General features: G+C 62.7%; 21 protein-coding genes. 12 read left to right on the top strand and 9 right to left on the bottom strand.

Going from position 1 to position 23,112, the window contains the following annotated elements:
- Nucleotides 1-432: 432 nt before the first annotated feature.
- Complete coding sequence (locus GGI60_RS23015) at nt 433-1,623, bottom strand: winged helix-turn-helix domain-containing protein (RefSeq protein ID WP_183918739.1); 1,191 nt, start codon at nt 1,621-1,623, stop codon at nt 433-435.
- Between the two features lie 333 nt (nt 1,624-1,956).
- Between GGI60_RS23015 and GGI60_RS23010 the strand changes: the two genes are divergently transcribed.
- Genes GGI60_RS23010 through GGI60_RS23000 form a run of 3 tightly spaced genes read left to right on the top strand, consistent with a single transcriptional unit; the run spans nt 1,957 to nt 3,826 of the window.
- Nucleotides 1,957-2,631 carry an energy-coupling factor ABC transporter ATP-binding protein gene (locus tag GGI60_RS23010; protein WP_183918738.1) on the top strand — a complete coding sequence of 225 codons (675 nt, stop codon included), beginning with the start codon at nt 1,957-1,959 and terminating at the stop codon, nt 2,629-2,631.
- Nucleotides 2,631-3,239, top strand: coding sequence for an energy-coupling factor transporter transmembrane protein EcfT (locus GGI60_RS23005; protein WP_183918737.1), 609 nt, complete (start codon nt 2,631-2,633; stop codon nt 3,237-3,239). The genes GGI60_RS23010 and GGI60_RS23005 overlap by 1 nt, the downstream gene beginning before the upstream one ends.
- Before the next feature lie 23 nt (nt 3,240-3,262).
- Entirely contained in the window at nt 3,263-3,826 is a 564-nt protein-coding gene (locus GGI60_RS23000) for a biotin transporter BioY (protein ID WP_183918736.1), read from the top strand.
- A gap of 529 nt (nt 3,827-4,355) precedes the next feature.
- Here the strand turns inward: GGI60_RS23000 and GGI60_RS22995 are convergent.
- Complete coding sequence (locus GGI60_RS22995; protein ID WP_183918735.1) at nt 4,356-5,249, bottom strand: LysR substrate-binding domain-containing protein; 894 nt, start codon at nt 5,247-5,249, stop codon at nt 4,356-4,358.
- 180 nt (nt 5,250-5,429) lie between these two features.
- Here GGI60_RS22995 and GGI60_RS22990 point away from each other — a divergent pair, with 180 nt between their 5' ends.
- Entirely contained in the window at nt 5,430-5,816 is a 387-nt protein-coding gene (locus GGI60_RS22990) for an ectoine synthase (RefSeq protein ID WP_183918734.1), read from the top strand.
- Nucleotides 5,817-5,863: 47 nt separating this feature from the next.
- On the opposite strand, the gene GGI60_RS22985 is transcribed toward GGI60_RS22990, so the two are convergent.
- From GGI60_RS22985 to GGI60_RS22970, 4 genes are all read right to left on the bottom strand, one after another.
- Nucleotides 5,864-6,967, bottom strand: a complete 1,104-nt coding sequence (locus tag GGI60_RS22985) for a helix-turn-helix transcriptional regulator (protein WP_183918733.1) — start codon at nt 6,965-6,967, stop codon at nt 5,864-5,866.
- Nucleotides 6,968-7,226: 259 nt separating this feature from the next.
- Nucleotides 7,227-8,576: an SLC13 family permease gene (locus GGI60_RS22980; protein ID WP_183918732.1), complete on the bottom strand. Its 1,350-nt coding sequence runs from the start codon at nt 8,574-8,576 to the stop codon at nt 7,227-7,229.
- Nucleotides 8,577-8,670: 94 nt separating this feature from the next.
- Nucleotides 8,671-10,185 (bottom strand): malonate--CoA ligase, encoded by a 1,515-nt coding sequence (locus tag GGI60_RS22975; protein ID WP_183918731.1) that lies wholly within the window; start codon nt 10,183-10,185, stop codon nt 8,671-8,673.
- Nucleotides 10,182-11,603, bottom strand: a complete 1,422-nt coding sequence (locus GGI60_RS22970; RefSeq protein ID WP_183918730.1) for a malonyl-CoA decarboxylase — start codon at nt 11,601-11,603, stop codon at nt 10,182-10,184. The genes GGI60_RS22975 and GGI60_RS22970 overlap by 4 nt, the downstream gene beginning before the upstream one ends.
- 155 nt (nt 11,604-11,758) lie before the next feature.
- On the opposite strand from GGI60_RS22970, the gene GGI60_RS22965 reads away from it, so the two are divergent.
- Nucleotides 11,759-12,409, top strand: coding sequence for a GntR family transcriptional regulator (locus tag GGI60_RS22965; RefSeq protein WP_183934853.1), 651 nt, complete (start codon nt 11,759-11,761; stop codon nt 12,407-12,409).
- 7 nt (nt 12,410-12,416) lie between these two features.
- Here GGI60_RS22965 and GGI60_RS22960 read toward each other — a convergent pair whose 3' ends face one another.
- Nucleotides 12,417-12,818 carry a thioesterase family protein gene (locus GGI60_RS22960; RefSeq protein WP_183918728.1) on the bottom strand — a complete coding sequence of 134 codons (402 nt, stop codon included), beginning with the start codon at nt 12,816-12,818 and terminating at the stop codon, nt 12,417-12,419.
- Between the two features lie 188 nt (nt 12,819-13,006).
- On the opposite strand from GGI60_RS22960, the gene GGI60_RS22955 reads away from it, so the two are divergent.
- From GGI60_RS22955 to GGI60_RS22940, 4 genes are all read left to right on the top strand, one after another.
- Nucleotides 13,007-13,942 (top strand): histone deacetylase family protein, encoded by a 936-nt coding sequence (locus GGI60_RS22955; protein WP_183918727.1) that lies wholly within the window; start codon nt 13,007-13,009, stop codon nt 13,940-13,942.
- 2 nt (nt 13,943-13,944) lie between these two features.
- Complete coding sequence (locus tag GGI60_RS22950; protein WP_003545921.1) at nt 13,945-14,196, top strand: exodeoxyribonuclease VII small subunit; 252 nt, start codon at nt 13,945-13,947, stop codon at nt 14,194-14,196.
- A gap of 74 nt (nt 14,197-14,270) precedes the next feature.
- Entirely contained in the window at nt 14,271-15,038 is a 768-nt protein-coding gene (locus GGI60_RS22945) for an SDR family NAD(P)-dependent oxidoreductase (protein WP_183918726.1), read from the top strand.
- 89 nt (nt 15,039-15,127) lie between these two features.
- The gene (locus GGI60_RS22940; RefSeq protein WP_183918725.1) at nt 15,128-16,051 is read left to right on the top strand and encodes a pirin family protein; all 924 of its coding nucleotides are present in this window, start codon (nt 15,128-15,130) and stop codon (nt 16,049-16,051) included.
- Nucleotides 16,052-16,312: 261 nt separating this feature from the next.
- On the opposite strand, the gene GGI60_RS32515 is transcribed toward GGI60_RS22940, so the two are convergent.
- Complete coding sequence (locus tag GGI60_RS32515; RefSeq protein ID WP_281414046.1) at nt 16,313-16,438, bottom strand: hypothetical protein; 126 nt, start codon at nt 16,436-16,438, stop codon at nt 16,313-16,315.
- A 239-nt stretch (nt 16,439-16,677) separates the two neighbouring features.
- Between GGI60_RS32515 and dxs the strand changes: the two genes are divergently transcribed.
- Nucleotides 16,678-18,594 (top strand): 1-deoxy-D-xylulose-5-phosphate synthase, encoded by a 1,917-nt coding sequence (dxs, locus tag GGI60_RS22935; protein ID WP_183918724.1) that lies wholly within the window; start codon nt 16,678-16,680, stop codon nt 18,592-18,594.
- Nucleotides 18,595-18,829: 235 nt separating this feature from the next.
- Here dxs and GGI60_RS22930 read toward each other — a convergent pair whose 3' ends face one another.
- On the bottom strand, nt 18,830-20,773 hold the full coding sequence (locus tag GGI60_RS22930) for a methyl-accepting chemotaxis protein (protein ID WP_183918723.1): 1,944 nt from the start codon (nt 20,771-20,773) through the stop codon (nt 18,830-18,832).
- Nucleotides 20,774-21,042: 269 nt separating this feature from the next.
- Between GGI60_RS22930 and GGI60_RS22925 the strand changes: the two genes are divergently transcribed.
- Nucleotides 21,043-21,828, top strand: a complete 786-nt coding sequence (locus tag GGI60_RS22925) for a TlyA family RNA methyltransferase (RefSeq protein WP_409527274.1) — start codon at nt 21,043-21,045, stop codon at nt 21,826-21,828.
- On the top strand, nt 21,825-23,075 hold the full coding sequence (locus GGI60_RS22920; protein WP_183918722.1) for a class I SAM-dependent RNA methyltransferase: 1,251 nt from the start codon (nt 21,825-21,827) through the stop codon (nt 23,073-23,075). Before GGI60_RS22925 ends, GGI60_RS22920 begins: the two co-directional genes overlap by 4 nt.
- Nucleotides 23,076-23,112 lie beyond the last annotated feature (37 nt).

Genomic DNA, 23,112 nt, shown 5'->3' with positions numbered 1-23,112 from the left:
ACCGTGATCAATTCAAGCCGTGACTGACTGTCTGATTTCGCTAGAGTATTATGCCGAAAAAGTGTGGGCGGTTTTCGGACGACATCATGCTCTAACTCTTTAATTTAGAACGGGATTCAGATTTTAGGCCGACCGGGCCTAAAATCATCCTGTTCTAGCGGATGGCGGCTGACACGGCATCTGCGCTGTGAATGGGTGCCTCCTGTGCACCCCGCTCTCCGTCATGCTCGGCCTTGAGCCGAGCATCCACACCGCGTCCACCGGCAGTCGTGGCATGGATCCCAGGCTCAAGGCCTGGGATGACGGAGAGTGTGGTTGACGTTGTTGCCAAACTCGCCGTCGGCGTACAGAGAGGCACCGCTGCTGGTGTTACATTCGGCCCGCACTTATTACGGTCTCCCTGGAGGGCGCGGAACGTCAGCGGATAATTCGCTACCCCCTCCACCCCTCGAGCAACACCACCTTCTCCACGCCGGCAAACCGCGCCACCCGCTCCAGTTCCGCTTCCAGCTTTTCCAGCCTTCCTGCCGACGGCTTGACGCCCGGTTCCAGCCAGAGCCGCCTGACATCGAGCGTCGATTTCTTCCGGTCCGCCTTCATGTCGATGCGGCCGATCAGCCTGTCGCCTTCGAGCAGCGGGAAGACGTAATAGCCATATTCGCGCTTGGCTTCCGGCACGAAGACCTCGATGCGGTAGAAGAAGCCGAACAGCCGTTCGGTGCGGTTGCGGTCGCGGATCATCGGGTCGAAGGGGCTGAGCACGCGGATGCGCGGCGGTGCGTCGGGATGGCTGTCGAGCGTCGAGAAGAAATCGGCAAAGGCCCAGGAGGCGCGCGCCCTGTCGCCGGTCGCCGGCTCGATCAGCACTTCGGTCAGTTCGTCGCGATGGGCTGACACCCAGGCCTTGGCCTCGTCAGGCGAAACGAGGTTCCAGAAGGCGGCGATCTCCCCATGCGTGGCAAAACCGAGGCGGGTGAGCGCGCTACGGCAGGCCCAGTCGACGAAGTCTTCGCGGTTGACCTCCGGCTCGCGGAATTCCGCCGGAATGACCCGCTCCGTCAGATCATAGATCTTCTGGAAGTTCGAGCGGCCGGCGATGGCCAATTTGCCGGTGTGCCAGAAATATTCGAGCGCCGTCTTGTTGGGATGCCAGTTCCACCAGCCGCCGGACACGTGGCCATCGGCCTTGACGTCGCGCGCCAGCATCGCGCCGTCGCGAAGGACACGCTCATAGGTCTCCTCGAAGGCCGCCTCGAAACCCTCGCCGCGCCATTTGCGCCAGCGCTCGACCAAGACCTTTTCCTGATGGCGGAACTTGTGCTTCCAATAGACGAAGAAGGCGCTGGGCAGAATGGAGGCATCGTGTGTCCAGTGCTCAAACAGCGCTCGTTCCTTCTCGAGCAGTGCCTTCAGATGTTCGCGCCTGTAGGTCTGGTTGCGGGAAAACAGGATCTGATGATGCGCTCGCTCTACCGTCTGGATGCTGTCCACCTGGACGAAGCCGAGATCATGGATGAGCTGCAGCAGGCCCTGCTTGGTCAGGGCGCGGTTCGGCGGAGCGCTGAGGCCCTGCTTGGCGAGAAAGACCCGGCGGGCGTCGGAATTGGAAAGCAGATTCGTCATGCGGCCATCATATCGCGGAAAATCTTCCTAGCCACCCGATATCGCGATTTGCTCTTCATCAAGCCGATGTCCCCGTATAGAAGCATTGCTGTCCGGTTGGCGCCAGTGGCTGCCCCTCACCCTAACCCTCTCCCCGCCTGGGGCGAGTGGACCTGCCCTGCGAGAGCGAGTGGGAAAGGAGAGGTCGCGGCATGTCCCTTCGGAGCCCCGCAAGCGGGGAGAAGGTGGCGGCAGCCGGATGAGGGGCTGGTGTCGGCAATCTCGTGCCGTGACGCTTCCCGCACGACATTGATCCTGATCGCGTCTTAAACGGACAGGATACGAGGGACTGATTTGGACATACAATTCGAAGGCGCCGGGGTCAATTTCGGAACGCGGGTAGCGCTGGAACCGCTGACGCTCGGCATCAGCGGCAAACGCATCGGCGTCATCGGGCTCAACGGCTCGGGCAAGACCACGTTCGCTAGGCTGATCAACGGGCTGACCAAGCCGACGGTCGGCCGCGTCACCGTCAACGGCCGCGACACGGCCGATGAGAAGGCGGCGGCGGCCGATGTCGGCTTCATCTTCCAGTCGCCGCAGAACCAGATCATCCTGCCGATCGTCAGGGACGACATTGCCTTCGGGCTGAAGCGGCGCGGCTTCAGCAAGGCGGAGATCGAGGCCAAGGTCGAGGGGGTGCTCGCCCGCTTCGGCGCCGAGGCACTCGCCGATCGCCGGGCGCACGAGCTTTCCGGCGGCGAGTTGCAGGTGGCGGCGCTCTGCTCGGTGCTGGCGACGGGGCCGGGCATCCTCATCCTCGATGAGCCGACCAACCAGCTCGACCTCAAAAACCGGGCGCTGGTCGAGAGCATCATCGCCGGGCTGCCGGAAAGCGCCATCGTCATCACCCATGATCTCGAATTGATCGCCGGGTTCGAGCGGGTGCTCTTGTTTCATGAGGGGCGGCTTGCCGCCGACGCGCCGGCGAGCGAGTCGATCGCCCGCTACAGGGAGATCGCCGCCTGATGCAGTCGCTCTATGTCGAAGGCAGCAGCGTGATGCACCGGCTTTCACCGCGGCTGAAACTCCTGTCGCTGACGACCTTCGGCATCGTGCTGTTCATCACCGACAACCTCGTTCTGCTTTCGATCGCCGCGCTGATGACGGCGGTCGTCTATCGCATGGTCGGCCTGCCGCTCGGCGAGGCGCTCAGGCGGCTGCGGCCGGTCTTCCTGACGATCGCCGTCGTGGCGCTGTTCAACCTGATCTTCAATCCGTGGCAGCAGGCGCTCGTGCCATTGTTGCGGCTTACGGCGCTGATGCTGCTGGCCGCCACCGTGACGGCGACGACTTCGATCACGGAGTTCATCGACGAGGTGACGGCGCTTGCCCGCCCGCTCGAGCGCACCGGCCTCGTGCAGGCCGACGATATCGGCCTGGCGCTTGGGCTGGTGCTGCGCTTCGTGCCGGAGATTGTCGAGCGTTATCAAGCGATCCGCGAGGCGCACCGGGCCCGCGGGCTGAAGGTCCGGCCGACGAGCCTGCTTGCGCCGCTGATCATCCTGACGCTCCGAGATGCGGATAATATCGCCGCGGCGATTGACGCGCGCGGCATTCGGCGGCATGTGAGTTAACGATTGATAAACAGGAATCCATGATGAGCACCCGCGACCTCGTCCTTACCGCCCTCTTTGCCGCGATCATCGTGGCGCTCGGCCTGCTGCCGCCGATCTCGCTCGGCTTCATTCCGGTGCCGATCACTGCCCAATCGCTCGGCGTCATGATGGCCGGTGTCGTGCTCGGCGCCCGGCGCGGCGCGATTTCCGTGCTGATCGTGCTGCTGCTCGTCGCCATCGGCCTGCCGGTGCTTTCCGGCGGCCGCGGCGGCCTTGCCATCTTCGCCTCGCCGACGGCCGGCTTCCTCGTCGGCTGGATCTTCGGCGCCTTCGTCACCGGATATCTCAGCGAGCGCCTGGTCAACCACGGGCAATCCGGCCTGGTGCAGACGGTCAGCTTCTTCCTCGCCGCCATGGCCGGCGGCATCGTCGTGCTCTACGCCTTCGGCATTGCCTATCTCGCGACCGTCGCCGGCCTCGGCTTCACCAAAGCCTTCGTCGGCTCGATGGCCTTCATCCCGGGCGACGTCATCAAGGCTTTCGTCGCAGCCCTGCTCGGCCGCGCCGTCATGGTCGGCTACCCCCTGCTGCCGGCGCGCGCCTAAGGCACCACGATCGCAAATACATGCAATGGCCGTCTTCACCCGAAGGCGGCCATTTGCGTTTGTGGCACGCCAAGATCGCTTGCCTGCGGCGCAGGCTCTTCGTCTCGATGCTCGTGGAGGGGGAAGGAGGGCTCGCTGCCAGCAAGGTACGGCCTAAAACCAGGCAACAAAAAACCGCCTTGAGGCGGTCGGGCATTCTATCGATTTCAGTTTGATCTAGTCTCCTCCACCTCCGTCGCCGCCGCCGTCACAGCCGCCGTCGTCTGAGGCGTCGAACCAGCCTCCCCCGCCATCGCCGGAGCTTTTCGATCTGCGCTGGCCAATCGCAGCGAGCAGGGCGCAAATCAGAGCGAAATAGGCAATGAGAAAGACATTCGTGAAAAATGTGACCAATCAGTATCCTTTCGTTTGCTTCAGGAAATCTTGTTTCCTGACTAAAACTGTAGATTATTTTTCGATTTTCGCAATGGCTTCAATATGAAAGTTTCGTGACATTCCAGCTCTGGTCAGGTTGCCGGCGGTCGCTCGCCTATTCAATGATCGGAGGAGCGCTGGATCTACACTCCTTAACAAACCACTCGGCAAAGCGACGGACCGGTTTCTTCGCCCAGGCGCTAGTGATCAGATAATATCCCTGGGTCTCTGCCGTCGAGATGTCCGAAAGCACGACAAGGTCGCCGCGCTCGATCTCACGGCGAAACACCTCGACAGGACATAGAGCGATCCCATGCCCGGCAATCACTGCCGTGGCCAGAATATTGAAGTCCTGAAATATCGGCCCACGGATCGGCTCGGGTGGCTTTATCCCGGCCTTGCGGAACCATTCTTTCCAGCCGTCCACGGATTCGTCATGCAGCAGGGCGGCCGTGGCAAAGGGAACGTTCTCGATCGTCCAATTCCGCTTTGCCAGATAATGGACGCTCGCCACCGGCTGGTTGCGCCGGGAGAAAAGCAGACGGCTCTCCCGGCCTCCCGACAGGTCTTCCCCCATGGTGATGAGAACATCCAGGCTTTCGTGATCGAAGCGTTCTTCCGCTCTGGCGTAAACGATCCTGACATCGAGATCGGGATCGCTCTCCCGGAACGACGGCAGCGCGGGAACCAGCCAGCGCGACGCGATCGAAGGAATGCAGCCGACGGTGATCGAGCGCATATTGTGGTCTCTGCGCATGTTGCCGGTTGCGTGGGCTATGGCTGCCAATGAGCCGGAGACGGCAAGATAATATTCGGTGCCTGCTGACGTCAGCGCAACGCCGCGCCCAGATTTCTGCAGCAGCTTGCGTCCCAGCCACGTTTCCAGATGCTTGATCTGGTGACTGATCGCGGCGTGGGTCACATGCAGCTCGTCTCCGGCTTTTGACAGGCTCATCAGCCGGGCGGTCGCTTCGAAGGCCCTCAATGCGTTCAGCGGCGGCAGCTGCATATGTTCGAGTTCCTCACATGATAGCCTGGGTCGATCCGCCTCACACAGAGATCAAGCGCTAGAAACATGTAAATTATTCTAACAGTTTTCTCAATTTAGATCATTTGAAGCAAGCACGGATTTCAGGGCCTAATGGATCATGGAGATCGAGCCATCTCCGCCATTTTCGAGGAGAAGAACATGTTTGTGAGAAGCCTGAAAGACGTGGAGCAGACCGAGCGTTTCGTCGACTGGGGCAATGGCACAAGCCACCGTCTGCTGACGAGGGATGACGGCATGGGGTTCACGGTCTGCCACACTGTCGTTCGCGCCAACACGCAAGCCCTGCTGCAGTACCGCAACCATCTGGAAGCCTGCTACTGCATCAGGGGAGAAGGCGAGGTCGAGGACATGGACGGCAATGTTTTCCCCATCCGCGTCGGCGATATCTATGTTCTCGACAAACATGATCGCCACTATTTGCGGGGCGGCAAGGACGAGGACCTAATCCTGGTCAGCGTCTTCAATCCGCCACTCAAGGGAACTGAGCGTCACGACCTGAAAAACACAAGCGGTTCGGAATATTGAGTTGAGCGACCGGGGGCCAGATCACGCCGGACTTGCACCCCTAGAATTCACCGCATCAGCAGCGACACCAGGCCGACGCGGGAATTCACCCCGAGCTTCGAATAGATGTTTCTGAGGTGGGTTCTGACCGTCTCGTAGCTGATATCGTCGGTTATCGCCACCTCTCGGGGCGATTGCCCCGATGCAATGCTCGACGCGATCCAGATTTCGGTGGCCGTCAGCTTATATAGCTGCATTAGCAAGTTCCGCCGCTCATTGAGAGGCGTCGCGACGATCGGTTCCACGATCACCGCCACGGTCGGCCCCTCGAGAAACTCGGTAAATGCATCGGAATGCAATCGGACGAGGGTGATGCGATAATTATCCTGGTTTACACCCTTGACGATTGCCGTGTGCGGCTGGGTCTGCACGCCGTTTCTGGAAGTCAGGAATTCAAGCACCGCATCTGATTTCTCGCATTGAAGCGCGAGGGTTCCGTCGGCGGCGATCTGCGCAGGCACGTCGGCGGCCAACAGCGCCTCTGCGCTCTTGTTCCAGCGGCGGGCCTTCCGCTGCTCCGAGACATAGATCAATCCGACGCCGATGCTGTCGAACAGGGCCTGCGTTGCCTGCTCGTGCGGAGCGAAGAGATCGCGCTTGCGAATGAAGTCGAAGGTCCTCTTTAGATGCGGCGCGAGCTGCGTGTAGAGCTTGGCCGCTTCCCTGTTGAGATCGGGGTCGGTCGAGGAGGTGGCGGTCGACAGGATGAAGGTGCGATTTTCCTCGCGTATGATCGAGACGCCGATGCTCGTCTCGCATCCGGTCTGCCGCTTCAGCCAGTCATTGTAAAACTCCGATCTGATCAGTTCCTCGCGCGGAACGATCTCGTCACCGCACAGGCCTTGGCCGACGGGCACGAGATCCAGTCTCGGAAGCCAGGGATTGACCGAGGCAAAGTGGCTCATGAACTGGTCGACCTCGGATTGCGAAAAGCCCGACATGAAGGGAACATGGGCAACGGACGCGGTCAGATCATGATAGTGAAGCGCCGCTTTGCCGCCCGGCGATGTCTGCGCAAGGCGATCCAGAAAATCCTGCCAGCTGCACTCGCCGAAGAGACTTCCATAGATCATATCCGTCAGAAGAGACGAGTCGTCATTCGATTGAATCATGATCGATTTTCAACAGCTGCGAATGAAAGCGTCTTCAAAATATAGAACAGTGTTGTCTTCGCAATTGCAACGGAATTCGCATGTGCAATATCAGACGCTCCGGGCTGAACGTGAAATACTACAACTCAAGCATGTTATAGCTTCTCCGGCACTATATTTCCGGTCGGCGCCTTCGAATCGGGGGCCGTGTAACTCGGAATACCTTCCCCTCAACGTGCGTGCCCGGGCCGCCGCGAGCGAAGGACCGCGGCGGACGCCGTCAAACCAGCCCCGGCACGACGAACACCAGCCAGGCAACGATCGGGCCGATGATGGCAATCAGCGCGCTGTAGGCCAGCAACTGCTTGAGGACCTGCTCGCGCCTTTCATCCGGCGCATTGGCGACCACAAGCGCACCATTGGTGGAGAATGGGCTGGTATCGACGATCGTCGTCGAAATCGCGATGGCCGCGACCACTCCGATGGCGCTGACATGTCCCTGCATAAGGAACGGGACGGCAAGCGGGATGATGGCGCCGAGCAGCGCGGTCGAGGATGCAAAGGCCGAGACGATGGCGCCGGTAAAGCAAAGCAGGAGCGCCACCAGCAGCGGCATGCCGAGGCTGGATATGCCGTTTGCGACGTAGTCCACCGTACCGGCCTTCTCCATTACGCCGACATAGGTGATGATGCCGGCAATCAAAAGCACGGTCGACCAGCTGACCTTGTCGATTGCCGCCTTCTGGGTCTTCGGGGACAACAGCGCCAGCGCGACGGCGACGGTCATGGCGACAAGGCCGACATTGAACTTGAAAACGAGCGCGCCGATGCCGAGCGCGATCAGTCCGATCAGCGTGATAATTCTTTCATTGTTCAGACGCAGCGTCGCAGCAGTATCGGCCGCCGTGCCATAGGCATGTTCCCGGATCGGTTTTGCCGGCGTGCCGCCGTGACCTCTGATCGACGCCGACACGCCCTCGGGATGCAGTTCGGGCAAGGGGCCAAGGGATGCCGCGGGCACTTGCTTCATGACCTTTGCGCCGCCGAACGCGAAGAAGACCAGCACTGCAATCGCCAGATTGAAGAAAAAGCTGGAGAGAAACAGCGATGTCGGCGCGAAAGGCAGACCGGCCTTGGCAACGATCTGGTTGGTGATGCCGCCATAGATGCTGATCGGCGAAAAGCCGCCCGCTTGTGCGCCGTGGATCACCATCAGCCCCATCATGACGGGGTGAATTCGATACTGGATGGCAAAGCTCAGCGCGACCGGCGCGAGAATGGCGACCGCAGCCGGCCCCAGAGCGCCAAAACCGGTAATCACGGCGGCGACGAGGAACATCACCCATGGGATCAGGCCGATGCGTCCGCGCACCAGCCGGACGGCGCATTCGACCAGCCAGTCGATGGTGCCGTTGATCTGCGCGATGGCGAAGAGGTAGGTGACAGCGACCAGCGTCAGGAACAAGTCGCTCGGAAAGCCGGCGAAAATATCGGTGGTTTTCATGCCGATGGTTATGGAGCCGAGCACGAAGGCGCCGGCAAAGGCGAGCGCGCCCATGTTGATCGGCTGGATCGTCGCAACGACGAACATGGCGACGAGCATGCCTATGGCCAGTATTTCAATACCCATGATTCCCCTCCCTCCGACGCCTCCAGCGCCGTGGTTTGCTGTTTGCAGGATTGATGCGGATGCCGACCCGCCCTCCTCCCAGAGGGCGGCCGTCTTACGCCCGGGTGTAGAGATCGGCGTATTGCTGCCGCAGGATGTTCTTCTGAACCTTGCCCATCGTGTTGCGCGGCAGGTCCTCGGCGAAGATGATGCGTTTGGGTTGTTTGTAGCGCGCAAGACGATCCTGCAGGGCGCTGACAACGCTCTTTTCATCCAGCACGACGCCAGGCTTGCGCACGACGACGGCCGTGACGCCTTCTCCGAAATCCGGATGCGGCACGCCGATCACGGCGCTCTCGACAACGCCTTCGATCCGGTCGATCTCGCTTTCGACCTCTTTCGGATAGATGTTGTAGCCACCGGAGATCACCAGATCCTTGCCGCGGCCGACGATATGCACATAGCCGTCGCTGTCGATCTTGCCGAGGTCGCCGCTGATGAAGAACCCGTCGGCGGTGAATTCGGCCGCGGTTTTTTCCGGCATGCGCCAATAGCCCTTGAAGACGTTCGGCCCCTTGATCTCGATCATGCCGGTCTCCTCCGGCGGCAGCACTTGTCCCGTGGCGGGATCGGTAACGCGCACCGTCACACCAGGCAGCGGTAAGCCGACCGTGCCGGCGATGCGCTTGCCGTCATAGGGGTTGGAGGTGTTCATATTGGTTTCCGTCATGCCGTAACGCTCGAGAATCGCGTGACCGGTCCGGGCCTGGAACTCGCTATGGGTTTCTGCAAGCAGCGGCGCCGAGCCTGATATAAAGAGGCGGATGTTGGCTGCCGCCTCTTTGCCGAAACGCGGGCTTTGCAGGAGGCGCACATAGAAGGTCGGCACGCCCATCAGCATTGTTGCCTGTGGCATCAGTGAAATGACCTCGTCGGCGTCGAATTTCGACAGCAGGAACATCGAGGCGCCGGCGAGCAGCGTGACGTTGGTGGCGACGAACAGCCCATGCGTATGGAAGATCGGCAGGGCATGGATCAGCCGGTCGTCTGATGTGACGCGCCAGTAATCCCGCAAGGTCAGGGCGTTCGAGAGCAGGTTCCCATGCGTGAGCATCGCCCCCTTGGAGCGTCCCGTCGTTCCCGAGGTGTAGAGGATCGCGGCCAGATCATCGGCAGCGCGCGACGCATCGACGAAGTCGGCCGGCTCGTCGCGCGCCAGATCGAGCAGCGAGCCGCTGCCGTCGGCGTCGAGCGTTTCGACGATCGCGCCGTGACGCTTGGCGATCGTCTCGACGCCTTGGCGAGCGGCCGAGGCAACCACCACCAGACGCGGCTCGGCGTCGCCGATGAAGTAATCGAGCTCGGCCAGCGTATAGGCGGTGTTGAGCGGCAGGTAGACCGCCCCGCTTTGAAGACAGGCGAGATAGAGGATCAATGCCTCGGCGCTTTTGTCCACCTGCACCGCAATCCGGTCGCCGGGGCGGATGCCGAGCGTGTCCATCGCGCCGGCAATGCGGCTGGAAAGGGCGAAGGCCTCCTCATAGGTCCATGTGCGGGTGCTATCGATCCGGATGAACGGTGCGTTATCGGGTGCGGCGGCCCGCATGGCGTCGAAAAGATGGTTGCTCACTTTCGCCCTCCTCCAAGCGTGGAATTCATCAGTTGCGCGAAGGCTCGAGAGCCTTGCTGGCCATTGCCGCCGCGGCGGCCTTCGTCGCTCTGGCTGAGCAGGCTTTTGACGGCGGGCGAGGCAATCACTTCGCCGCGCTGCGCTAAGGCCTCGTGGTTGGCGACGATGTCATCAAGCTTGTAGAGATAGTTGACCATCAGACCGTGCGCCTGTTGCATCGCCTTCGGCGAGCGATCGCCGAGAAAATTCACCCTTTCAAGCCGGGCGCCGTTGCCGAGATGGAAGCGGGCGACGGGATCGACGGGGCGGCCCTCCGGCGTGCGTTCAGTCAGGAAGTAGCGGGCCGCCAGCGGCAGCAACACACGCTCCACTTCGGCCGCGCTGCTCTCGCGGCCCGGCCAGTTCGGATCGTCGAGCAGGGTCAGCGTTTCCAGCGCCGCTCCGGATAGAGACCGATCGCCGGTCGCGCGCACGCTGGCAAGCCAGCGGGCAAAGCCCGGGACGGGCGACAGCGTCACGAAATTCTTCAGGCCCGGCAGGTCCTTGCGCAGATCTTCGACGACCTGCTTGATCAGGAAATTGCCGAAGGAGATGCCGCGCAAACCATCCTGGCAGTTGGAGATCGAATAGAAGACGGCCGTCGTCGCCTCGTCGGCATGGATCTGCTCCCTCCCCTCGTCGAGCACATCTGCGATCGCCTTCGGCACGGATCGGGTGAGCGCCACCTCGACGAAGACCAGCGGCTCATCCGCCAGTCGAGGGTGAAAAAAGGCAAAGCATCGACGGTCGGCCGGCGCCAGACGACGGCGCAACTCCTCCCAGCCGGCAATTTCGTGCACGGCCTCGTATCGGATGATCTTTTCGAGAATATAGGCCGGCGTCGTCCAGTCGATCGGCCGCAGCGTCAGAAAGCCGCGATTGAACCAGGAACCGAACAGATGCGTGAAGTCGGCATCAAGCGCGTGATAGGCTTCGGATCGGTCCTTGGAAGCAAGCAGCTGCTGACGCATGCGGACGAGCGTGGCAGTGCCGTTCGGCGCGTGATTCAATCGGCGCAGCAACTCCTGCCGCCGCGGCTCTGCTGCCTGGTGGAGCGCGATGACCGCGGCTGAGCTTTTGTCCGTGCGGTAATCTTCAATCGCCCGATCGAGCCTGGCGGTGTCGGGGCCGAACTTTTGCTGAAGCATATAGAAGAATTTCTGCGCACCCTCGCTCCCGAGCGCGCCCCAGCGATCGAGGATCTCGGCTGCAAGGGCCATGCCGGAGGCTTCACCCCGGCTCGACAGCAGCATTTCACAGAGGGTCTCGAGATCGGCTTTGGCGGCGGCCTGCGTATTGCGAGAGCCGGAAAACAGCAGCTGGCGTCCGTGATCCGTAATGCTTTGCAGCATGTCGGTGAAGAAAGACGCCTCGGGCATGCCATTCTCCTGTCTTCTAATGGTGCTGTGTGGCCTTTGGACACTGCTTCCCAACGCAGGGCTTCGTCTGTAGTATGTACATTGCCATTCTTCGTACACGACGTCAACCTTTGTGTATACAAGATTGGCAGTTATGTATGAAGGAAGCGCGAGAAATGTCCGAGAATGTCGGCCGGTGGCTCCGGGATGAGATTGAAAATGCGATACTTTCCTACGAATTCGCCCCCGGCGAGCGGCTGGATGAAACCGTACTTGCCAATCGGTTCGGCGTGTCGCGGACGCCGGTGCGCGAGGCGCTGATGCAGCTTGACGCCATCGGCCTCATCGAAATCCGTCCGCGTCGCGGCGCCATCGTGATCGATCCAGGCCCGCACCGCATTTACGAGATGTTCGAGGTCATGGCCGAGCTCGAGGGCCTGGCCGGATCGCTTGCCGCCCGCCGGCTGGACAAGGCCTCACGCGAGGCGATCACCGCCACCCACAGCCGCTGCGAACAATCCGCCGCTGCCGGTGACAGCGATGCCTATTATTACGACAATGAGGAATTTCATAAGGCGATCTACGCCGCGAGCCGCAGCGATTTCCTGCAGGAGCAATGCGCCCAATTGCATCGGCGCCTTCGCCCCTATCGCCGTCTGCAACTGCGGGTGCGCAATCGCCTGTCGACCTCCTTCGCGGAACATTGCGCCATCGTCGATGCGATCTTCGCCGGCGATGGAGATGAAGCCCGCCGCCTGCTGCGCACGCATGTCGGCATTCAGGGAGAAAGGTTCAGCGATCTGGTCGCGAGCATGGCAGCCAGATAGAATTGCTCTAATCCAAAAACCGATAGAGCCAGTCGCGCGTTTCCTCCGGCAGCGGGGCCGGCTGCTGATCCTCGCCGCTGCGGGCCTGCCAGATGATTTCCACCTCGGCGGCGCGCTCCTCGCCGGTGTCGATCGAAACGAGGAAACCGATGGAGCGCACGCCGATCTTGTCAACGGCGGCGGTAAAAAGGGCCGGCTCATCATAATGCAGCGGGCGGTGGAGAACACAGGTAATCTTGCTGGCGCTATAGACTGGTTCGTCCTCGACCTCGGGCCGCGCCGACCAGAAGCTCGCAATGACGGATTCGGCATAGGAAATATAGGAAGCCAGGAACATCCGGCCATTCATATCGACATCGCGAAACGGCACATGTATTTCCGTCACACCCGGGCGTTTCGACTGACTCATCAACAACTCTGCCTGCAAAATTCCCCGTCAACGACAGTAGCACGAGGTTTTTTGAAGTAAACGGCTGAGATGACAGGAAATTATAATGCCGCCGCCGGCGAGAGGGTGCGGCAGAGCGCTTGTTGAAATCATCAGGCGATGTCCCATCTGCTGTGGAACATGACACAAGCGACCGATAGAGTGTCTCCATGAGCACCCGTCTTTATGAACACCCGATCTTCCTGGAACATGTGACGCCTTCCGGCCATCCGGAGCGGTCGGACCGGATCCGCGCCATCAACATGGCGCTGGAACATCCGAATTTCGCCCGGCTGGAGCGCCGGCAGGCGCCACAGGCGAGCGAGGATGCGGTGCTGCTGGCGCATCCGGAAGAACATCTAAAAGCCGTGATGCGGGAAATCCCCGAGGAAGAGGATCGGATCAACCAGCTGGAGGCCGATACCTATGCCAGCGCCAAAAGCCTGCAGGCGGCGCTGACCGGGATCGGCGGCGCGATGGCGGCGGTGGACGACGTCTTTTCCGGCGCCGCCGACAATGTCTTCGTCGCCGCCCGCCCGCCCGGGCACCATGCCGAAAAGACGACGGCGATGGGTTTCTGCTTCTTCAACAATGCGGCAATCGCCGCCCGCCACGCGCAAAAAAGGCATGGCGCCGAACGTGTCGCCATCGTCGACTGGGACGTCCACCATGGCAACGGCACCCAGGACATCTTCTGGGACGATGCTTCCGTGCTGTTCTGCTCGACGCATCAGATGCCGCTCTATCCCGGCAGCGGCGCCAAGGAGGAGAGGGGCAAGCACAATACCATCGTCAATGCGCCGCTTTCGCCGAATGTCGGCAGCGACCATTTCCGCGAGGCGTTCAAATCGCGCGTGCTGCCGGCGCTCGACGATTTCCGGCCGGATCTGATCATCATCTCCGCCGGCTTCGACGCGCATCACCGCGATCCGCTTGCGCTGATCAACCTGACGGGCGAAGATTTCGACTGGGCGACCGGCCGCGTCCTGGAACTGGCCGACCGGCACGCCAAGAACCGGGTCGTCAGCCTGCTCGAAGGCGGCTATGATCTCGAGGGTCTCGCCGAATCGGCGGGCATGCATATTCTGCGAATGATGAAGGGTTGAGAATGACTGACAGCGCCAAGCCGGAAGTGTCCGGCCTTTCCTTCGAAAAGGCGGTCGCCGAACTCGAAAGCATCGTTGCCCGGCTGGAACGCGGCGACGTGGCGCTGGATGAATCGATCGAGATCTATGAGCGCGGCGAAGCGCTGAAGAAACATTGCGAGACGCTTCTTTCGGCCGCCGAAAACCGCATCGAGAAGATCCGGCTCGACCGCGCCGGCAAGCCGCAGGGCGTCGAGCCTCTGGACGGGGCCTGAGCGGATCGAAGGCGCTTGGCGATCGGCTTGCGGCCGATCTATGATCCCCTCCAGAACCACGAGGGGACAGACAAATGACGGATAGATTGAAGGGCAAGGTCGCCATCATCTCGGGCGGCGCGACTGGCATGGGCGGTGCTGCCTCCAAGCTGTTTGCGGCCGAAGGCGCGCGCGTCGCCATCATCGACCGCAACGGCGAAGCGGCGGCCGAGACCGTGAAGCAGATCCGTGATGCCGGCGGCGAGGCCGATTGCTGGACTGCCGATGTCTCCGACGAAGCGGCCGTCAATACCGCTGTCGCCGGCGTCGAGGAACGCTACGGCGCGGTAACCGTTCTGTTCAATCATGCCGGCACCATCGTCATCAAACCCTTTCTCGAGACGACGCTTCAGGAATGGGACTGGCTGCACGCGGTCAATGTGCGTTCGATGTTCCTGATGACCAAGGCCGTGCTGCCGAAGATGATTGCCGCCGGCGGTGGATCGATCGTCTGCACCTCGTCGATCTCGGCGGTCGCCGCCACGCCGATGGAAGTGCTTTACGACACGACCAAGGGCGCGGTGCACATGTTTGCCCGCGCCATCGCGGTCGAATTCCGCGACCGCAACATCCGCTGCAACGCCGTCTGCCCCGGCTTCATCCGCACGCCGCACGGGTTGCGCGAGGTCGCCGACCTTCAGGCGCTCGGCGTCGATGTCTCCGATGCCGCCATCGCCGCGCAGCAGGGACGGATCGGTGAGCCGGAAGACGTGGCGCGGGCGGCCCTCTATCTCGCCAGCGACGAGTCGAGCTTCGTCAACGGCGCCCACCTCTTCGTCGACAACGGCTTCACCGCGATCTGACTTCATGGAGCCTCTTCGGCACATCAAATTGGACGCGCGGCGCTGCAGGGACTATCTGTGGTCGATGTCCTTGTAAGCGGAGACCCGTCATGTCCTTCTTTCCCGGCAAAGATCCCCTCCCCGGCGATGCCTTCGCCTGCGATGCGATCGAGAACCTGATCATCCCGCGCAGCAGTGACATCGGCGGATTCCAGGTACGGCGCGCGCTGCCCACAAGGCAGCGGCGGCTGGTCGGGCCGTTCATCTTCTTCGACCGCATGGGACCGGCGATCCTGAAGCCCAACGAGGCGCTCGACGTCAAGCCGCATCCGCATATCGGCCTGTCGACGGTCACCTATCTCTTCGACGGCGAGATCCGCCACCGCGACAGCCTCGGCACCGAAAAGGTCATCCGCCCCGGCGATATCAACCTGATGACCGCCGGCCGCGGCATCGTCCATTCCGAGCGCACGCCCGACAATCTGCGCGGCCACCCGCTGCTGATGTCGGGGCTGCAAACATGGCTGGCGCTGCCCGACGACAAAGAGGAGATCGATCCTTCCTTTGCCCATACGGAAAAGACCGAGATGCCGCTGATCGAAACATCAGGCGTGCGCGGGCGCGTCGTCATCGGCTCGTTCGAAGGCATGACATCGCCGGTCGGCACCTTCTCCGACACGCTCTATGTCGATCTCAACCTGCAGCCCGGCGTGCGCTTTCCCTTCGGCGCGGCCCATGAGGAGCGCGCCGTCTACGTGCTCTCCGGCGAGGTCGTCATATCGGGCGACCGTTTCGCCGCCGATCAGCTGCTGGTCTTCCGGCCGGGCGATCCGATCACGCTCGAAGCCGGCAGCGAGGGCTGTCACCTGATGCTGTTCGGCGGCGCAGCGCTAAACTCGAAGCGCTATATCTGGTGGAATTTCGTCTCTTCCTCGAAGGAGCGGATCGAAAAGGCCAAGGAGGAATGGCGCACCGGCCGCTTCGACATCGTCCCCGGCGACGAAGAGGAATTCGTGCCGTTGCCGGAAGGCTGACGGCAAAGGCGATGCGCGCCGCGGAGCGATTTTCCCCTTCGCGACGCCCGATCCGCGGCTGAATTCAGGCCGCTGCGAAATACCGCGTCAGCGCACCCTGGTGCGGTTCACATAGCCGTCCTGCCAGCTGTCATCGACATTGAGAAAGCCAGACCAGCCCTTCTTGCCCTGGCGCTTCAACTCCGCCTCGACGGCGCGGAAGACTTTTTCGCCACGTTTCCCTGCTCGTCGAGATAGACGCGCACGACTTCTAAGCCGAGGTTATCCGTCGATCTTGGCGTCGAGATCCCAGGCCACACAGGCGACCTCGCTGTTCACATAGGCATGCGCTGCAACAATCGTTCCCATGACCTGATCCCCCAGTCGGCGCGGCAACATTGCTACCATTATTCAAGCAGCTCGCCGCCCCTTTGCACGTTCGACCGGCGGGGCGGAAAATCGGGGCGGCACCGGGCCAAGATCAGGCGAATGCAACTTACGGAAATAGAATTTGATAACTCCCGAAACCCCTCACACATTTTTCCGCCATGCTCTAAGGTGAAAAGCTTCGGTTCCTGAAATCACTTGTTTTGCCTCGTTCTAATCGAATAAAGCGGTACAAGGAAAAGTAAGAAAGAGCGCCGCCCGTGACACATCCGCCGAAGACTCCTCTGCTCGACCAGGTCACTTACCCCGCCGACCTGCGCAAGCTGGAGGATCGCGACCTGCCGCAGCTCGCCCGCGAGGTCCGCGACGAAATGATCGACGCGGTGTCGCGCACCGGCGGTCATCTCGGCGCCGGTCTCGGCGTGGTCGAGCTGACGATCGCCATTCACAGCGTCTTCGATACGCCTGACGACCGGCTGATCTTCGATGTCGGCCATCAATGTTATCCGCACAAGATTCTGACCGGCCGGCGCGATCGCATCCGGACCTTGCGGCAGGAAAACGGGCTGTCCGGATTCACCCGCCGGGCGGAGAGCGAATATGATCCCTTCGGGGCGGCGCATTCCTCGACCTCGATCTCGGCCGGCCTCGGCATGGCGATCGCCGCCGATCTCGACAAGAATGACCGGCGCGTCATCGCCGTCATCGGCGACGGGGCGATGTCGGCCGGCATGGCCTATGAGGCGCTGAACAATGCCGGTGCGCTCGATGCCCGCCTCATCGTCATCCTCAATGACAATGACATGTCGATCGCGCCGCCGACAGGGGCGATGAGCGCCTATCTCGCCCGCCTGGCCTCGGGACGCACCTATATGGGCTTCCGCGACTTCGGCAAGAAGCTGACGGCCTATCTCGGCAAGAACATTGATCGCGCCATCACTCGCGCCGTCGAGCACGCGCGCGGCTACGTCACCGGCGGCACGATGTTCGAGGAGATGGGCTTCTACCATATCGGGCCGATCGACGGGCATTCCTTCGATCACCTGCTGCCGGTGCTGCGCAACGTGCGCGACAATGCGCGCGGCCCGGTGCTGATCCATGTCGTCACCCAGAAGGGCAAGGGCTATCCGCCGGCCGAAGCCGCGGCCGACAAATATCACGGCGTCAACAAGTTCGATGTCATCACCGGCGCGCAGGCGCGGGTCAAGCCGAATGCGCCGAGCTATACCAGCGTCTTTGCCGAAGCGCTGGTGCAGGAAGCCGCCCTCGACGACACGATCGTCGGAATCACCGCCGCCATGCCGAATGGTACCGGCCTCGACAAGCTCGCCGAAGCCTTTCCGTCGCGCTGCTTCGATGTCGGCATTGCCGAACAGCATGCCGTGACCTTCGCCGCCGGCCTTGCGGCCGAGGGCTACAAGCCGTTCGCGGCGCTCTATTCCACCTTCCTGCAGCGCGCCTACGACCAGGTCGTGCACGACGTGGCGATCCAGGGACTGCCCGTGCGTTTCCCGATCGACCGCGCAGGCTTCGTCGGCGCCGACGGCCCGACCCATGCCGGCTCCTTCGACACCGCCTTCCTCGCCACCCTGCCCGGCTTCGTGGTGATGGCGGCGGCCGACGAGGCCGAGCTGAAACATATGGTACGCACGGCCGCCGCCTATGACGCCGGGCCGATCTCCTTCCGTTATCCGCGTGGCGAAGGCGTCGGCGTCGACATGCCGGCGCGCGGCGAAATCCTGCAGATCGGCAAGGGCCGCATCGTCAAGGAAGGCACCAAGGTCGCCCTGCTTTCCTTCGGCACCCGGCTTGCCGACTGTCTGCTTGCCGCCGAAGATCTCGAAGCCGCCGGCCTGACGACGACGGTCGCCGATGCACGCTTCGCCAAGCCGCTCGACCACGAGCTGATCCGCCAGCTCGCCCGCCACCACGAAATGCTGATCACCGTCGAGGAAGGCTCGGTCGGCGGCTTCGGCAGCCAGGTGATGCAATATCTCTCCAGCGAGGGCCTGCTCGACAACGGCCTGAAGATCCGCTCGCTCGTCATGCCCGATATCTGGATGGAGCAGGCGAAGCCCGAAGCGATGAATGCCCATGCGGGGCTCGATCGCGCCGGGATCGTATCGACGGTGTTCAGGGCCCTGGGGCGTGGGGTTGCTGTGGGGGTTGCGGGATAATTATCGACGAGAGGGTGTGCCGTGTGGCCCCCTCATCCGCCGTATGGGCACCTTCTCCCCGCTGGGGAGAAGAGGGAATCGAGAGGTCGCGGCATCATCCTTCGCCCCGGCGGGGAGAAGGTGGCCCGAAGGGTCGGATGAGGGGGCCACGGGCCGTACCATGGCCATCTCATCATGAAAAAAGGCGGCACATCTCTGCGCCGCCCTTTCGTTGACGTCCTTCCGAAAGCCGCCCTCAGAACTCCGTCCAGTCCTCCTGAACCGCAACCGCAGCACTCGCCTGTTTGCCGCCGAAGGCCTTGGTGACCTTGCTGGCGAGTGCGCGGGCCGGTGAGGCGACCGGGCGGGAGGCAGGCGTCGCAGCGGCCGTCTTCTGGGCCGGAGCGGCAGCTGGGGTTCCGAGCTTGAACTGGCGCAGCAGCTCGTCCAGGGCGCTTGCCTCCTGGGCGAGCGCATGGCTTGCGGCGGTCTGCTCTTCGACCATAGCCGCATTCTGCTGCGTGCCCTGGTCCATGTTGTTGACGGCGGTGTTGATCTCCTGCAGGCCGATCGACTGTTCGCGCGTGGCGGTGACGATCGCGTTGACGTTGCGGTTGATCTCCTGCACCTCGGCGACGATGGCTTCCAGCGCCTTGCCAGTCTCGCCGACCAGCGACACGCCGGTCTGCACATGCGTGCCTGACGTGGTGATCAGGTCCTTGATCTCCTTTGCCGCCTTGGCCGAGCGCTGGGCGAGCTCGCGCACCTCCTGGGCGACGACGGCAAAGCCCTTGCCGGCTTCCCCGGCGCGGGCTGCCTCGACGCCGGCGTTCAGCGCCAAGAGGTTGGTCTGGAAGGCGATGTCGTCGATGACGCCGATGATGTTGGAGATCTCGCCCGAGGATTTTTCGATCTGCTGCATGGCGGAGACCGCCCTGCGGACGACATCGCCGGATTTTTCGGCGCCGAGGCGGGTGCGCTCGACGAGGTTGCCGACATCCTCGGCGCGTTTGGCGCTGTCGCGCACCGTCGTCGTCACCTCTTCCAAGGCCGCTGCTGTCTGTTCGACGGCGGCAGCCTGCTGCTCGGTGCGGTGGGCAAGATCGTCGGCGGCCGAGCGGATCTCGCCGGCACCGGCATTGATCGCCGAGGCGTTGCGGCCGACCGACTGGAGTGCCGCCTGCAGCTTTTCGACGGCATTGTTGAAGTCGTTGCGCAGGCTGTCATATTGCGGCGCGAAGGGCGTCTGGATGCGGGCGGCGACATCGCCGACGGCAAGGCCGGCAAGGCCGCCGGCCAAGGCATCGACGGCATAACGCAGTTCGCCTTCCTCGCGCGCCTTCCGCTCGTCGCTTGCCTGGCGCTGACGCTCGGCGTCATCACGCATGCTGTCGGTCTCGCCGGCAAGGCGCAGCTTCTCGATCGCCGCCTGCTTGAACACCAGGACGGACTGGGCCATGCGGCCGATTTCGTCGCCGCGCTCGACAGCCGGCACCTCGATATCGTTCTGACCGCCGGCAAGGCGATCCATGGCCGCGGTCATGCCGACGACCGGGCGAACAATAGTGCGCGACATCAGCCAGGCGAGTACGGCGGCGGCAAGCGAGGCGACGATGCCGCCGGCAATCAGCGTCATCTTCAGATCGCTGTTGGCATCGGCGCGGATCGCGGCGAGCGCGTTCGACTTTTCGCGGGCGGTGGCCTTGATCTTGGCGGACGCCTGGCGAAAACCGTCGAGTTGACCCTTGGTGGCGTTGACGCCGATCTTGACGACCTCTTCGATCGGCATGTCGGTTTCCTTGCGCGCCTTGGTCTGCGGCTCGGCAAGTTCATGGAAATAGAGGTCGGCGGCCTTCTGCATGCCGTCGATCATCTCGAGCAGCTGCGGCTCGGCCGCGGCCGTCTGCTTGGCGGCGGCGATCGCCTTCAGCATGCGCTCGCGGTTGGCGAAAACGTCGCCGTAAGTGCTGTCGCTGCGGAAGAGGATGAAGCCGCGCAGATTGACCGCCTGCTCGAGCATCGCCTGCAGCGCATCGTCGATCTGGTTGACGAGCAGCTCCGATTTTTCCTGCTCGGCGGACGCGGCAGCCGACGCCGTCGCCTTGGAATACACGAAGGCGGAGACGGACATGAAGATAAGAATGAGGGCTGCGAACGTCGCCGCAAGCTTCCCGTTCAAGGATATGTTTTTAGCGGACATCGTTGATTTTCTCCTGGCGACAGTCGACGCGGCGAGAGACGGTCGCGCGCAAGACGCAACCGCAGAGACTTGGAATCGGAAACATGATCGGCGAAAGACGCCTGCGCCTTCATGGCACGAAGCGGTTCGGACGAACCGCTGCAATCGAGCCGACCCTATGCGGGCAGGCTTTAAATTTGCTTAAATACGCGCTGCAGCAATGGCGAGCCCGACGATTATCTGCTTCCGGCGTCCGAAAGCTCCGACGGTCATGGCGATCCTGGAACAAAATGCTTGCAACCGGCGGCTTTGCCGGTCATTCACAGCCGATGTCCGATCAAAACAGCCAACGCCTCGACCAGCTGCTCGTCTCCCGCGGCCTCTTTGCCAGCCGCTCGCGGGCGCGCGACGCCGTGCAGCGCGGCACCGTCCGGATCGCCGGCCAAGTCGTGACGAAGGCCGGCGCGCTCTTTGGCGCCGACGCCGATATTGCCATCGACGATCCGGCGCAGGATTACGTCTCGCGCGCCGCGCTGAAGCTTGCTAGCGCCCTCGACCATTTCCGGCTCGACCCGGCCGGCCATCACTGTCTCGATATCGGCGCGTCCACAGGCGGCTTCACCGAGGTGCTGCTGCAGCGGGGTGCGACGCATGTCACGGCGATCGATGTCGGCCATGGGCAGATGCATCCACGCATCTCAGGCGACCCGCGGGTGACAAACCGGGAAGGCCTCAACGCCCGCAACCTGACCGCCGAGGATATCGGCCACCCCGCCAGCTTCATCGTCTCCGACGTCTCCTTCATCTCACTGAAGCTCGCGCTGGCGCCGGCTCTTGATGTCGCCTCGCCGGGCGCCATCGCCGTGCTGCTTGTCAAGCCGCAGTTCGAGGCGGGACGCGAGGCGATCGGCAAGGGCGGACTGTTGAAGGACCCCTCGTCTGCGCCCGCCGTCGCTGCGGAACTGGAGCGCTGGTTCACCGAGGATATGGGCTGGAACAGCCTCGGCCTCATCCCCTCCCCGATATCAGGCGGCGACGGCAATCGGGAGTATCTGTTGGCAGGATTGAAACCGTGAGCACCGAAACCGTCACCATCGAGAAGCTCGGCGCCCAGGGCGACGGCATTGCCGGCAGCGCCGCCGGTCCGGTCTATGTGCCCTTTTCCCTTCCCGGGGAAACAGTGGCGATCGCCCGCGTCAAAAGCCAGGGCACGATCATGTCGATCACGACGCCCTCGCCCGACCGGCAGGAGCCGCCTTGCCGCCATTTCGGTCCCGACGGCGTCAACGGCACCTGCGGCGGGTGCACGCTGCAGCATCTGGCGAATGCCCCCTACCGCGCCTTCAAGCGGCAGCTGGTGGTCGATGCACTCAAATCCAAGGGGCTGACGCCTGAGGTCGGTGAAATCGTTCCGGCCCGGCCGGGCGAACGCCGGCGCGTGGTGTTTGCGGCGCGCAAGACCGAGAAGGATATGTTGATCGGCTTCAACCAGGCCGAAAGCCATCACATCGTCGCCATCGAGGAATGTCCGATCTCGTCGGCAGGGATCGTCGCCCGACTGCCGGCGATCAAGGCGATTGCCGCGACGCTCGCGACCAGCGCCGAACCCTTCCGGGTCGCGGTGCTCGAGACGCTTTCCGGCCTCGATCTGGCGGCCGACGACATCAAGAAACTCTCTGACCCGCAGCGGCGCAAGGCGATCGAGACCGTGCTCGGCCTGCGCGGCATCGCCCGCGTGACCGTCAACGGCGAAATCCTCGTCGAGCCGGCCAAGCCGCTTATCGATTTCGGCGGCGTCGAGGTTTCGCCGCCGCCCGGCGGCTTCGCGCAGGCGACCAAGCCGGCGGAAGAGGCGATGGCGGAGTTGGTGCTTGCCCATGCCGGCAAGGCCAAGCGAATCGCCGATCTCTTTGCCGGCGCCGGCACGTTTTCGCTGCGGCTGGCGCGGATCGGCCGGGTGCATGCGGTCGAGGCCGAGGCAACGGCGCTCGCCGCACTCGACCAGGCCGCCCGCAAGACGCAGGGGCTGAAGCCGGTGAGCGTCGAAAAACGCGATCTCTTCCGCCGCCCTTTGATGACGCAGGAGTTCAAGCCCTTTGACATGGTCGTCTTCGACCCGCCACGCGCCGGCGCGGAGTTTCAGTGCAAGGAACTTGCCCGCTCAGGCGTGAAGAAGATCGCAGCCGTCAGCTGCAATCCGCTGACGCTGGCCCGCGACCTTCAAATCCTCGTCGAGGGCGGCTACCGCATCACCGGGGTGACACCGATCGACCAGTTCCTCTGGACCTCGCATGTCGAGGTGGTGGCGACGCTGGAGAAGTAGGCCGTTGCCTCACGCTTCGCGGTCAATGCGATCGCGC

Origin of the sequence: Rhizobium lentis (assembly GCF_014200175.1) — a bacterium.
GTDB classification, from domain to species: Bacteria; Pseudomonadota; Alphaproteobacteria; order Rhizobiales; family Rhizobiaceae; genus Rhizobium; species Rhizobium mulingense.
This window is presented reverse-complemented; position numbering and strand designations above follow the sequence as displayed.